Below are 12,813 nucleotides of genomic sequence, written 5' to 3' on the forward strand. Positions count from 1 at the left end.
TAAAATCCCACCACCATGTACGGTTCCGCCAGCACCCACGACTTGCCGACCACCGCCGTCACCGGCCTGGAAAACGAAGACCCCATTCTGCTGGCCGAATTTGAGGCCCGCATTGCCCGGGGCGAAAAAATTGAGCCTGGCGATTGGATGCCGGCTCTCTATCGCAAGCAACTCACCCGCATGATTGAGCAGCACGCGCACTCCGAAATCATCGGCTCGCTGCCCGAGGGCACCTGGATTACGCGGGCCCCGGGGTTCCGTCGCAAAATGGCTCAGATGGCTAAGGTGCAGGACGAGGTAGGCCACGCCCAGCTGCTGTACTCGGCAGCCGAAACTCTGGGCAAAACCCGTGAGCAGATGCTGGTGGACCTTATCAACGGCAAGAGCAAGTACTCCAACGTTTTCAATTACCCCACTCCCACCTGGGCCGATTCGAACGTTATTTCCTGGCTGATTGATGCCGGTGCCATTGTCAACCAGCTCGCCAACGCCAAGGGCAGCTACGGGCCCTACTGCCGCGCCCTCGACCGGATTTGTGCTGAGGAAGCATTTCACCTGAAGTATGGGCACGATGCCGTGGTACACATGGCCACGGGCACGCCCATTCAGCGCGAAATGATGCAGGCGGCCCTCAACCGCTGGTGGCCCGCCATCATGACTTTCTTTGGCCCTTCGGATAAGATGTCGGTGCACACCGAAATTCTGATGCGTTGGAAGGTAAAAATGGCGTCGAATGACGAATGCCGCAACCAGTTCCTGGACATGTACGTGCCCAAAATCTGGGAAATCGGCCTCACGCTGCCCGACCCCAATTTGCGCAAAAACGAAGAAACCGGCCAATGGGAATTCACCGAGCCCGACTGGGAAGAATTCAAGCGTGTGATTAACGGCGACGGGCCCTGCAATGCCGAGCGCATTGCCGTGCGCCGCGCCGCCGAGGAAAACGGAGCCTGGGTGCGCCGCGCCCTGCTCACGCCCAAAACGCAATACGTGCGCCCGTTGGCGTAAGGTCGTAGTTTTCAAAGGGTCATGCTGAGCTTGCCGAAGCATCTTTACTGCGCATCTAATCAATTTTAGTATTGCGGTAGAGATGCTTCGGCAAACTCAGCATGACGTTCATATCATAAATATGTCGTCATGATACACTCCCACGACCCGCGCATGAACCGGCTGGGCCTGCCCGAAGGCCCGGTTCCGGCGGTTGCCAAGGAAGCCCTCGACCAGTTTGGCACCTACGAGGTGTTCCATCAGAAAAAAGAAGGGGCGCCTTTTGTGTACGTGGGACCGGTGCACGCACCGGAAGCCGACGTAGCTTTTCTGTTTGCCAAAGAGCAATTTAGCCGCCGCTTTGCTTGCACGGGCCTTTGGGTAGTGCCCACTGCCGCCATTACCCTGACGGCCTATGTAGGGGACACCGAATCGGCCTACGACACCCTGCCATTGCTGCCAAAAAGCAATGCCGCTTCCGCCGTTGCTCCAGATTCCCGCTACACCGACGACACGGCAGCCGAAGATGCAGCCTACGCGACGGGCGAAGAAGACTACGACATTTTCCATCTTAAAAAGCGCGGCAAAGCCCACCAGCACGTAGGCAAAGTGCGAGCCAGTTCCCCGGCCGATGCCTTGCAGGTAGCCAAAGCCGTATTTGGCGAACAACGACCGGTAGTGAACGTGTGGGCCGTGCGCTCGGCTGACGTTCTGCGCTCCTGCGACGAGGACCGCGACATCTGGACTACCACGCCCGAGAAGAAATACCGCGACGCCATTGCCTATAAAGTGCAGGACCGGATTGAAAAATTTAAGGCCGAAAATCAATAAGTACATGGACCCCAAACTCGACCTTTTATACCGCCTCGCCGACGACCAGCTCATCCTGGGCCATCGCAACTCTGAATGGAACGGCCTGGGTCCGATTCTCGAAGAGGACATAGCCTTTTCGAGCATGGCGCAGGACAAGCTGGGCCACAGCCTTGCCCTTTACAACCTGCTGCACGAGTTGGGCGAAGCAGAGCCCGACACGGTGGCCTTTACCCGCAACGCGCCGCAGTTTCACTGCTGCCAGCTGGTGGAGCTGCCCATTGGGGAGTACGACTTTAGCCTCACCCGACACTTCCTGTTCGACCACGCCGAGCTGTTGCGCTTCGAAGCCCTAGCCACCAGTAGCTACGAACCGCTGGCCCAGGTGGCCCGCAAGCTTCGCGGCGAACTGAAGTACCACGCCCTGCACGCCAACACCTGGATGAAGCGCCTCGGAACGGCCACCGAAGAAGCCATTGGGCGCATGCAAAACGCGTTGAATTTCACGCTACCCTACGCCCTTGGCATTTTCGAGAAAACGGAGGCTGAAGCGGAAATTATTAGCTCTGGCTTATTTGTTGGCGAAGACGAGCTGCGCAGCCGCTGGCTGGAAAGCATTACCAAAGTCTTGTCCCAAACGGCCCTCGAAGTGCCCGATGTTCTGGCTTTGACGCCGGTGGCCGGGGGCCGCTACGGGCAGCACACCGAGCACCTGCAACCCCTGTTGGACGAAATGGCCGAAGTGTTTCGGCTGGACCCTACGGCCGACTGGTAAGCCTCTCGGTAGCCCTGCTGACGAAGGAAGCCACCCATCACGGCTGCATTTGTCAGCGTTGCCGTTCAACGTTATAGGATGATTCCTTCGAGACGCCAGATAAGCATGACAGTCATTGGTTACAACAAAGCGCAAATCCTGGATTGGCTGCAAGCCGTGAAGGACCCGGAGATTCCGACGATTTCGCTCATCGACTTGGGTGTGGTGCGTCAGGTGGAACTGGACGAGCATACGGGCAAGGTGACGGTGGAACTCACTCCCACCTTTGCTGGTTGCCCTGCCATGGACTACATGAAGCGCGACGTAGAGCGCACCTTATTAGCCCAAGGCGTACCAGCGGTCGCAGTCAATATCAGCATGCGCGAGGCCTGGACCTCCGATATGCTCACCGAAGCCGGCCGGCAGGCCCTGCGCCAGCACAAGCTGTCGCCCCCGCCGGTACTTGGCAACCAAGTGCTTGACTTGGACTTTCTGGAATACGCCGAGTGCCCCAACTGCAACGGCAACAATACGGAGCTCCGTACACCGTTTGGGGCTACACTGTGCCGGGCCGTGCATTACTGCCACGATTGCCGCCAGCTCTTTGAGCAATTCAAACCGGTGTAGTGTCATTGCACCAGCTGTTTCACCCCTTTGTGTTTACCCTTGATGGCTTCCTCTTTGATTCCTACTGTTAAGTCCGCAGTTGTTGCTCTGCTGATTCTCACGGCCTGCGCGGCCTCCTGCAAGCGCGATAGCAACAAAAGCGCTGTAATGGACCCCGCTTCGACGGCAGCGGTAAAAACTCAGTTTGACGTGCTCCGCGATTCCGTGGACCTAAAATGGCGCAACATGACTGAGAGCGATGACCAGAAAATTGGCGTCACTGGCTTGCTCCTGCGCGAGCTCAAAAGCCAGCCCGGTGCCAATACTGCTCAGCTGCAAGGCCTGGAGAAGGCTAACACCCGCCTCAAAGTCCGCCGTTACACCCAGCAGACCATGGCCAGCTCTGACTTGATTGACCAGTACGACGCGGCCCAGGATTCTCTATTTCGGGTGCTCATGCCCGTGGCGGCACCCAACGGCAACGCTCCCACCGAAAACGCTCGCAACTTCGTGGAAGGCTTGCAGCAACTCGATGCTGGAGTAATTGGCTTTCGAGTACAATACGACCGCGCCGCGCAGCAGTACAACAACTACCTGAAGCTGCACCAAGCCGAGTTGCAGTCCTTGGGTGGCAAATACGCTCAAGTCAAGCCCCTGCCCTTGTTCACACTTGGCGCTCAATAATTCCACCTTCGTAAAGCAAGCGTAGCACAAAGGGCCGGCAGACATGCCGGCCCTTTGCTTTTGAGTACTAATGCAACCCCTGGACCAACGAACCGGTCAACCGCAAAAGCAACCTCATTCTAAGCACCCAATGCTATGCGGCAACTCTTTCTTTTCAACTTTCTCTCCTTGGCAAGCCTAGCCCTCGTTGCTGGGCTAGCCGGTTGCGCTTCCAAGGAAGACATCGGCCCTGCCGGGCCGTGTGCAACGCCTGTCACTGTACGCCTTTGCTATGGCAGGACAACCGCTTGCCCCACCGAGCACACCACGCTGGAGCTGTCCAATAGCAAGCGCTTGCGTCCGTCCGGCAAAGTTTGGCAAGCGTACTTGCCTAAACAAAAGGATGGACAGATGCTGTCCATCAGCTACAATTTGACTCAGGAAGGCTCGTCTGAGAATCCGGAAAGCCCTCTGGTAACGCTCACTTGTTTGGAAGAAATGGTTTTTAGATGCGGCACCATGTAGAAACAGCAGGGCCCCGGCGTATGATTACGCCGGGGCCCTGCTGTTTGTAACCGTTGAAATGTCCGACTACAAAGCGGCCATTTCCTCCCGCACAAAGTCGGCAAGGGTGCGCAGGTAATCGGTGCTGAAGTCGAAGCGGATACCCGCGGCGGCGTAAATCTGTCCAATAGGAGCAGTGTAGCCCAGGGCCAGCGCACGCTTGTAGGCAGCTAGGCCCTCGGCAGGATTCTGGCGATAGTTGCGCCACACGGCAATGGCGCCGAGCTGGGCCATGGCGTACTCGATGTAGTAGAACGGCACTTCGTAGAGGTGCAGTTGCTTCTGCCAGAGGAAGGGCTTGAAGTTCTCCAGGCCATTCCAGTCCACGGTACGCTGGTTAAACTGGTCGAAAATCTCTACCCAGCACGCGTGGCGTTCGGCCTCGGTGTGGTTGGGGTTTTCGTAAATCCAGTGCTGAAACTTGTCGACCGTGGCCACCCAGGGAAAGGTTTCGAGCACGCTTTCGAGGTGGGTTTTCTTGGCCCGGCGCAGGTCATCCGCATCGGGGAAGAATACGTGCCACTGGTCCATGCTCATCAGTTCCATGCTCATCGACGCCAGCTCAGCCACTTCAGACGGCGGGTGCTTGTCAGCGCCCAGCGGCAAGCCGCGGGTGAGGAAGGAATGCACGGCGTGACCGCCTTCGTGCAGCATGGTCACTACGTCGCGTAGGCTGCTGGTGGCGTTCATGAAGATAAAGGGCACGCCCGTTTCGTCCAGCGGATAGTTGTAGCCGCCGGGGGCTTTGCCTTTGCGGCTTTCCAGGTCGAGGTGGCCCATCTGGCGCATGGTGCGCAGGCAGTCGCCCAGGTAAGAATCCAGGTTATGGAAAACGGTGATGGTTTTTTCCAGCAGTTCTTCGCCCGTGCCGAAAGGCACCAGCGGGGGTTGCCCACTGGGGTCGACGTCGAGGTCCCAGGGGCGCAGGGCGGGCAGATTTAGGTCTTGCCGGCGCTCCAAGTCAAAGTCATCGATGAGCGGCACCACCGTTTCGCGAATTGCACGGTGGAAGTCAAAGCAGTCCTGCGGGGTGTAATCGAACCGGCCTAGCGCGGCGAACATATAGTCGCGAAAGTTGCTGAAGCCCGCATTCAACGCCACCTGGTTGCGCAGGCCCACGAGTTCAGTAAAGAGTTTGTCGAGTGGTTTGGAGTCCTGCAGGCGGCGAGCCTGAATGGCGCGCCATGCCGTTTCGCGCACGGATCGGTCGGGGTTTTTGAGGCGGTCGGCGGCTTGGGGCAGCGTTAGCTCCTGGCCGTCGAGGGTCACGTTCATGGCACCCACCGTGGCGGCGTACTGCTGCTGCTTGGTGCTGATTTCGGTTTTGAGCGGAATGTTCTCAACCCGATAAATCTCCGATGCCCGGCGCACCGAGCGCAGAAACACCCCGTAGCGTCGCTCGTCGAGCCCAGACAGGTGCGGCGAAGCCAGCATCTTCTCGTTCAGGGCGTGGTCGTGGGGAGCCACCTGTGGCTCTACCTCGTTCACGAAGTACTGGAAGGCTTCAGCCCGGGTGCCGTCCTGCGTGTCACAGGTCATGCGAATGTAGCGCCACGCCAGGTCTTCGCTGAGCACCGATTCCAGCTCGGAACGGTCGAGCAGCCAGCGCTCCAGCTCGGCTGGGGTGTACACTGGCCGGTCTTGCAGCTCCTGGAAAAAGGGCTCGATAGCAGCCCAATCGGTCACAATAAAATCCTCGGGCAGGTACTGGCGCGGTGGCCGGCTCGTATCGGTAGCCGATTCGGCGGTAGGTTCAGCAATTAACGTCATAATACTATAGTTGTAGAAGGAACTCGGGGAACAGGTGCCTTGGCCACAGCCTTTGCTCTACGAAGCAAACCATGCGCCGGACGGAAAAAAGCGTTAAAAGTTATGGATTTCAAGCGAGGCGCGCCCTGCTGTGTGTCATGGGGGTCGCCTCCCTCCTGCTTTTAACTCTCAGCTCAGTTGCCTATCCGATTTCAATCACCACGTCGTCGGTCATGGGATGCCCTACACAAGTCAGGATGTAGCCCTGTTTCATTTCTGAATCGGAAAGCCCTTCGCGCTCATCCAAATGCACCTTGCCGCTGAGGCACTTGCCGCGGCAGGCAGTGCAAAGGCCGGCCTGGCAGGAATACGGCAGGTCGATGTCCTGGTCCAGGGCTGTTTCGAGAATAGTTTTGCCAGCCGGCACCTCGATGATGTACTCGCTGCCTTCGTACTGAATGGTCACGCTGCGGGTTGACTTGGTGTCGTCGGCGGGGCTGGCCGATACGTCGCCGTGGCCGCTGGCCGGGCCAGCAATGGCCTCGGCCGTGTCGCCGCTGGCCACGAAGCTTTCGCGACGAATACGAGACTCGGGCACGTTTAGCAGGTCAAGAGCGGCGCGGGCCTCCACCATCAGGCCTTCGGGACCGCACATAAAGTACTCGGCCTGCTCGGCCGGAAATTGGTGGCGCTGCTCCAAAATGCGCAGCATCATGGTGCGGTTGAGGCGGCCGGTGTGGCGGTGGGCGCCGCCGGGGTGCAGGGGCTGGCTAAACACGTGCTCTACCTGCAAACGGCCGTTGGAGCTGGCTTCGAGCTCGGCGAGCTGCTTCTGGAAAATGACCGATTCCTCGTTGCGGTTGCCGTAAATCAGCAGCACGTGGCTGTTGGGCTCAGTCTTCAGCACGGCTTTGAGCATGGACATGAGCGGCGTGATGCCAGAGCCTGCTCCGATGAGTACCAGCGAGCGGGCCGCTTTCGGGCTGGGGCTAAGGGTGAAGTTGCCCAGGGGTTCCATCACTTCAATTTGCTGGCCCACCTTCACCGTATCGAGTAAGTAGTTGCTCACCAGGCCGCCGGTCACGCGCTTCACGGTCACGGACAAGCGCGGGGCCTCGTGGGGTGTGCTGCTGAGGGAGTAGGCGCGGCGCTCTTTTTTGCCACCCGGGCCGCAGGGCAGAATGAGCGTGAGGAACTGGCCCGGCCGACAGGAAATGGCCGCCCGGTCGGGTCGCTCTAGGTGAATGGTAACAGAATCGGCGGTTTCCTGGGTCAGCTCAACTACGGTCAGCGTTTGGTAACTCATGCGTGGGAATGGTGGTGTGGGAATTTTACGTGTAAACGCAGCTTTTCAGGTTCCCGAACTTTATAAATGACAAAAATTTGACCGGCACTCATTGCGCAAGTGGCCCGGCTTCGGCCGCAAAGGTAACTTGCCGCCGCGGCTGCCATGTAACAGCTAACTCCGGGAAACTGTTGAATGGGGCCCGCCGCGTTTTCAAGGTCAAATTTCCCTCCTTTTATCTCTCCTCAGCTCTTGCCACTCGCCTCCCTCCTGCGCCAGCACCAAACCGAGTTTGGTCCCGTTTTGCCCATCGACCTTAACGGCTCCGATGTTGTTCGTCTCGATTTGACCGACAACAACCCCATGGTTTGCCACGCCGACCTGCGTGACACGGCCGCTTTCGAAATAGTGGTAAATGCCATGCTAGCCGAGAAAAACGCCCGCATCGGCGTTGGTGGCTACCTTGAAAACCGGGTTATCTATCGCCGCAGCCAGCACTTTGGCCCCGGAGCCCAGGAAGAAGCCCGTTCGCTGCATTTGGGCGTCGACGTTTGGATTGCAGCCGGCACCCCCATTTTAGCTCCACTGGCGGCCCGCGTGCACAGCCTGGCCGACAATGCTACTTACGGCGACTACGGCATCACCATCATTCTGCAACATGAGCTGGACGGCACCACTTTCTACAGCCTCTACGGCCACCTAAGCCGCTTGGAATGGATTGCGCTGCAAGTGGGCCAAGAGCTGGCGAAAGGCCAGGCATTTGCCTCCGTGGGCCCATATCCGGAAAACGGCGACTGGCCGCCGCACCTGCATTTTCAACTGATTGCGGATATGCAGGGACGCATGGGCGACTTCCCAGGAGTGGCCCGGCCCAGCGAACGGGAAACCTGGGCCGCGCTTTGCCCCGACCCTAATATTGTGCTGCAATGCCAGCTTATCTAAACCACAAATTGGCTACGCCGAACTCGTTTCCGTCGTAATTTGTAGATTGCCCGGATTTTGCGAGAGATTGTTTTCAACACTTAAATGCAAAATGGCCCCTCAGTTGAGAGACCATTTTTATTGCTAAGTAGTGGTGCCTGTCGATAAAAACAGAAATCGTAGCGCAGTTCACAAGACCCGTACAATCCGAAAAATCCGCCGGAAACGTAGTTTTGCGTAGCAAATTCGTGGTTCAGGCATCAATCAAACTTGATGGCCACCACTGGCTTAATCCGCGCAATCAGGTAGGTGGGAATCAGAACGGCCAGCAGGGAGGCCGCGAACGTGGCAACGTTGAGAATAATCAACATTTTGGGGTCCCAGGAAATGGGCACCCGGTCCATGTAGTAGTTATCGGGGTCGAGGGGAATGACGTGGAAGTAGTACTGCAAAGCACAAAAGCCCACGGCAATTACATTCCCAATCAGCATGCCTCGCACTGTGAGCGACAGCCCCCGGAAAAAGAACATTCGGCGAATTTGATTATCCGTCGCGCCTAGCGCTTTCAGGATACCAATCATGTTGGTGCGCTCCAGAATCATGATAAAGATGGTGGCGACCATGTTGAAGGTGGCCACAAAAATTATCAGCAGCAGAAAGATGATGACGTTGCGGTTAAGCAGCTGCAGCCAGTCGAATAGCTGGGCATACTGGTCGGTAATTTTATCGATTTTGAGGTCGTAGGGCAGGTTTTCGTAGAACGCGTCGGCTGTGCGGTCCAAAGTAGTAAAGTCCTTCAGCACCACTTCCATGCCCCCAATGAGAGAGTCGGGCCAGGCGGGCGAGTTCAGCTCGCGAATTTGCCGGAGGTCGCCGATGACGTACACTTCGTCAAACTCATCGAGGCCCGTCGAATAGATGCCACTAACCCGAAACTGGCGAATGCGCGGCGGATTTTGAATAAAGTAAAACAGGGCTTTATCGCCAACTACCAGGCGCAGCTTGTCGGCCACCTTGCGCGACACCAGCACGTCGTCGCTGGCTGACGAATCAGGAAAGCTGAGGAATTTTCCGGCCTTCAGGTTCTCGCGCATGGGCGAGGGCCCATCAATTTCGGAGATGCCTTTCAACACCACGCCCAGCACTTCATCCTTGGTTTTGATGATGGCCGTTTTGACGGCAAAGGGCTGGGTGGACTTAACTTCCGGAAACTCGTGCAACTGCTCTAGCAGCTTGGGGCTGCCAATGGGGGCCACTTCCAACGAATTATTGGTATCGTAGCGAGAGATTTGCAGGTGCGAGCCAAACGAAAAAATCTTGTTTTGAATCTCGTTGCGAAATCCTTGCAAGATGGCAAATGACACTATCATCACCGCCAAACCCATGGCAATGCTGATGATGGCTATTTTTGTAACCGACGAGGTGAACGAACCGGAATCGGCTCCTCCGTCAATCTTCTGAGAAATGTATCGGGCGACATTCATTATTTGACCGTAAAGCTACGTTTTCAACCGGTATTAGGCACGTCGCCGCTGTGCCGCTCCTGCGCCTGACTCTCCCGCATTGCTTATTTAGCCATTCCCACCCCTTTTATGCTCGGTTTTTCCGCAAAATCTATCCTGTCGCTTCTGTTGGCGCTGCCCACCTGCGGCACCTCGAGCGCCCCGGCTACCAAGGCAGCCGTGCCCCCGACCGACACCGCCCACGCGCGCGCCACGGCTGTGCAAACGCCGCCCGCTGGGCGAGTTATCGTCGGGGCCGAGCGGCTGGACAACTACCTGCCTCAGCTTAAAAACAAGCGCGTGGGCTTGGTCATCAACCAGACCTCGCGCGTGGGCAATGCCTTTTTAGTGGACACCCTGCGGGCCCGGGGGGTCAACGTGACGGCTATTTTTGCGCCCGAGCACGGTTTTCGCGGCGAGGAGGCCGACGGGGCCACCATCAAGGATGGGCGCGATGCCCGCAGCGGCGTGGCTGTGCGCTCGGTGTATGGCAAAACCAAAAAGCCCACCCCGGAAATGCTAGCCGATGTTGACGTTCTGGTGTTCGACATTCAGGACGTGGGGGCACGGTTTTACACCTTCATCAGCACGATGCACTACGTGATGGAGGCCGCGGCCGAGCTCAATAAGCCCGTGCTGGTGCTCGACCGCCCCAACCCTAACGGCGACCTCGTGGACGGCCCCATTCTGGAGCCCGCACACAAATCTTTCGTTGGCCTCGACCCGTTGCCCATCGCCCACGGCCTCACGGTGGGCGAGTTGGCCAACATGATAAACGGCGAGAAATGGCTGGCTGGCGGCAAAACCTGCCAGCTCACCGTGGTGCCCATGGCCGCGGGCTATACCCACGCTACGGCCTACCCCCTACCCGTGCGCCCCTCTCCTAACCTGCCCACCTACCAGTCGGTGCGGCTTTACCCCAGCATTTGCCTGTTCGAGGGCACCAACGTGAGCGTGGGCCGCGGCACCCCTACGCCGTTCGAAGTCATTGGCAGTCCTTCGCAGCCGTCCTCGCGGCCGTTCTCCTTCACGCCCAAACCCAACGCGGGCTCGCCCACACCGCCACTCAACGGCAAGCAGTGCTACGGCCTCAACCTGACGGATGCGCCAACCCGCGAATCGACGGGGTTGGTGCTGAAATATCTGCTGGACTTCTATAAGCAGAGCACCGACAAAGCTAATTTTTTCGGCAAGTATTTCGAGCAGCTTTCGGGTACCAAAGCGCTGCGTGAGCAAGTGATAGCCGGCAAGTCAGAAGCCGAAATTCGTGCTTCCTGGGAGCCCGGCTTAGGTAAATTCAAAACCTTGCGGCGCAAGTACATGCTGTATCCCGAACGGTAATATTTAGTGCTGGCTGTTGCCGGCCTGTCGTCAACCTGCTTGACTAGCTCCGGAAAAGGGATAAAGAATAAAGGACAACTAAAAAATAGAATGCTGAATATAGTTTTTATGGGCACGCCCGATTTTGCGGTGCCTACCTTGGAAAGCTTGCTGGAGTGGCCTGGGGGGCAGGTGGTAGCCGTGGTCACGGCCCCCGACCGGCCGGCTGGCCGCGGGCGCCAGCTGCAGGCTTCAGCAGTGAAAGTGGCGGCCGAAGCTCACGGCGTGCCGGTGCTGCAGCCCACCAACCTAAAGTCGCCTGATTTTCAGGCAGAGTTAAAGGGCTTTGGAGCCGACCTGCAGGTGGTGGTGGCTTTTCGCATGCTGCCCGAAGCGGTATGGAACATGCCCCGGCTAGGTTCCATCAACATTCATGCTTCGCTGCTGCCCCAGTACCGTGGCGCTGCGCCCATCAACTGGGCCCTGATGCACGGCGACACCGAAACGGGCGTCACCTCCTTTTTTCTGCGCCATGAGATTGACACCGGCGACCTCATTTTACAAGACCGCCTGCTTATAGCGCCGGAAGATGATTTTGGCAGCCTGTACGACAAACTCAAGACAGCCGGAGCGGCCCTGGCCCGGCGCTCAGTCGAAGCCATTGCGGCCGGCAAGGCCCCTAGCACGCCTCAGGAGCACCACGACGACCTGCGGCCGGCCCCCAAAATTCAAAAGGAAACCGGCCGCCTCGACTTCACCCGGCCCGCCACAGAGCTGGTAAACTGGGTGCGGGGCCTCTCCCCCATCCCCACGGCCTTCGCTACCCTGCCCGACGGCCGCACCCTGAAGATTTTTCGGGCGCAAACCCTAACTGCGGATGCAACGGCAGAGCCACTGCTCGCCCCCGGCACCTGGGCCTCCGATGGCAAGCACTACCTGCGCGTAGCCGCCGCCGACGGCTGGCTCGACCTCCTCGACGTGCAGTTGGAGGGCAAGAAGCGGCTACCGGTGAAAGAGCTGCTGCTGGGCTTCAAACTACCAGCTTGAGGTAGTTACTGAACGACACCCTTTACTTATTTACTCTGTAAATACTACCTGATACTATGGTTTCCTTTGTCGTGGCCGTGGCCGAAAATGGAGTTATTGGCTTGAATGGAGAACTCCCCTGGGGCCGGCTTCCGGCCGACCTTCAGCACTTTAAGCGCCTCACCGTGGGCCACCCCGTGGTGATGGGCCGCCGCACCTACGACAGCCTCGGCAAAGCCCTACCCAAGCGCCCCAATATTGTGGTAACCCGCCAAGCCGATTGGACGGCCCCCGGCTGCGAAACCGCCGCTTCGGTGCCGGCTGCACTGGCCCGGGCCCGCGAACTGGACGAAGAAGTGTGCGTGATTGGGGGCGGCGAAATCTACCAGCAAGCCCTGCCCATGGCCGATATTATCTACCTCACCGAAGTGCACCACGACTTTGAGGGCGATGCATTTTTCCCCACTCCTTCCCCCAGTGAGTGGCAGGAAGTCAGCCGCGAGCGACACGAAGTTGATGAGCAGCACGCCTATGCATTCAGCTTCGTGACCCTGCAGCGGCGTTAAGGTTGCTGCCGTTGCAAGGAGACCAACTGAGCCGTATGCGCCGGTCCGACCGCCTAGGGC

At 58.3% G+C, this 12,813-nt stretch carries 13 protein-coding genes; 10 read left to right on the forward strand and 3 right to left on the reverse strand.

The genetic code is table 11. From position 1 onward, the window contains the following. Positions 1-15 precede the first annotated feature (15 nt). From paaA to ACP7AJ_RS18070, 6 genes are all read left to right on the forward strand, one after another. Entirely contained in the window at positions 16-1,008 is a 993-nt protein-coding gene (gene paaA / locus ACP7AJ_RS18045) for a 1,2-phenylacetyl-CoA epoxidase subunit PaaA (protein WP_426061595.1), read from the forward strand. A 129-nt stretch (positions 1,009-1,137) separates the two neighbouring features. Continuing rightward, a complete protein-coding gene (locus ACP7AJ_RS18050; RefSeq protein ID WP_426061596.1) occupies positions 1,138-1,818 on the forward strand; it encodes a phenylacetic acid degradation b in 681 nt (226 codons plus the stop codon). Between the two features lie 4 nt (positions 1,819-1,822). Then, positions 1,823-2,572: a 1,2-phenylacetyl-CoA epoxidase subunit PaaC gene (gene paaC, locus ACP7AJ_RS18055; protein WP_426061597.1), complete on the forward strand. Its 750-nt coding sequence runs from the start codon at positions 1,823-1,825 to the stop codon at positions 2,570-2,572. 105 nt (positions 2,573-2,677) lie between these two features. Beyond that, entirely contained in the window at positions 2,678-3,178 is a 501-nt protein-coding gene (paaD, locus tag ACP7AJ_RS18060) for a 1,2-phenylacetyl-CoA epoxidase subunit PaaD (RefSeq protein ID WP_426061598.1), read from the forward strand. Positions 3,179-3,220: 42 nt separating this feature from the next. Then, entirely contained in the window at positions 3,221-3,841 is a 621-nt protein-coding gene (locus tag ACP7AJ_RS18065) for a hypothetical protein (protein ID WP_426061599.1), read from the forward strand. A gap of 135 nt (positions 3,842-3,976) precedes the next feature. Further along, on the forward strand, positions 3,977-4,345 hold the full coding sequence (locus ACP7AJ_RS18070; RefSeq protein WP_426061600.1) for a hypothetical protein: 369 nt from the start codon (positions 3,977-3,979) through the stop codon (positions 4,343-4,345). 66 nt (positions 4,346-4,411) lie between these two features. Here ACP7AJ_RS18070 and ACP7AJ_RS18075 read toward each other — a convergent pair whose 3' ends face one another. Together ACP7AJ_RS18075 and ACP7AJ_RS18080 are read right to left on the reverse strand one after the other, a co-directional pair. After that, positions 4,412-6,154, reverse strand: coding sequence for a M3 family oligoendopeptidase (locus ACP7AJ_RS18075; protein ID WP_426061601.1), 1,743 nt, complete (start codon positions 6,152-6,154; stop codon positions 4,412-4,414). 181 nt (positions 6,155-6,335) lie between these two features. Then, on the reverse strand, positions 6,336-7,439 hold the full coding sequence (locus tag ACP7AJ_RS18080) for a 2Fe-2S iron-sulfur cluster-binding protein (protein ID WP_426061602.1): 1,104 nt from the start codon (positions 7,437-7,439) through the stop codon (positions 6,336-6,338). Positions 7,440-7,670: 231 nt separating this feature from the next. On the opposite strand from ACP7AJ_RS18080, the gene ACP7AJ_RS18085 reads away from it, so the two are divergent. Beyond that, entirely contained in the window at positions 7,671-8,360 is a 690-nt protein-coding gene (locus ACP7AJ_RS18085) for a peptidoglycan DD-metalloendopeptidase family protein (protein ID WP_426061603.1), read from the forward strand. 239 nt (positions 8,361-8,599) lie between these two features. Here ACP7AJ_RS18085 and ACP7AJ_RS18090 read toward each other — a convergent pair whose 3' ends face one another. Continuing rightward, positions 8,600-9,823 (reverse strand): ABC transporter permease, encoded by a 1,224-nt coding sequence (locus ACP7AJ_RS18090; RefSeq protein WP_426061604.1) that lies wholly within the window; start codon positions 9,821-9,823, stop codon positions 8,600-8,602. Positions 9,824-9,931: 108 nt separating this feature from the next. On the opposite strand from ACP7AJ_RS18090, the gene ACP7AJ_RS18095 reads away from it, so the two are divergent. The 3 genes from ACP7AJ_RS18095 to ACP7AJ_RS18105 all read left to right on the forward strand — a co-directional run bounded on the left by ACP7AJ_RS18095 (position 9,932) and on the right by ACP7AJ_RS18105 (position 12,753). Then, on the forward strand, positions 9,932-11,182 hold the full coding sequence (locus tag ACP7AJ_RS18095) for an exo-beta-N-acetylmuramidase NamZ family protein (RefSeq protein ID WP_426061605.1): 1,251 nt from the start codon (positions 9,932-9,934) through the stop codon (positions 11,180-11,182). A 90-nt stretch (positions 11,183-11,272) separates the two neighbouring features. Continuing rightward, complete coding sequence (gene fmt / locus ACP7AJ_RS18100; RefSeq protein WP_426061606.1) at positions 11,273-12,208, forward strand: methionyl-tRNA formyltransferase; 936 nt, start codon at positions 11,273-11,275, stop codon at positions 12,206-12,208. Positions 12,209-12,264: 56 nt separating this feature from the next. Continuing rightward, entirely contained in the window at positions 12,265-12,753 is a 489-nt protein-coding gene (locus tag ACP7AJ_RS18105) for a dihydrofolate reductase (RefSeq protein WP_426061607.1), read from the forward strand. Positions 12,754-12,813: the final 60 nt, after the last annotated feature.

Origin of the sequence: Hymenobacter sp. B1770, from assembly GCF_049896385.1 — a bacterium.
In the GTDB taxonomy this organism is placed as follows: domain Bacteria; phylum Bacteroidota; class Bacteroidia; order Cytophagales; family Hymenobacteraceae; genus Hymenobacter.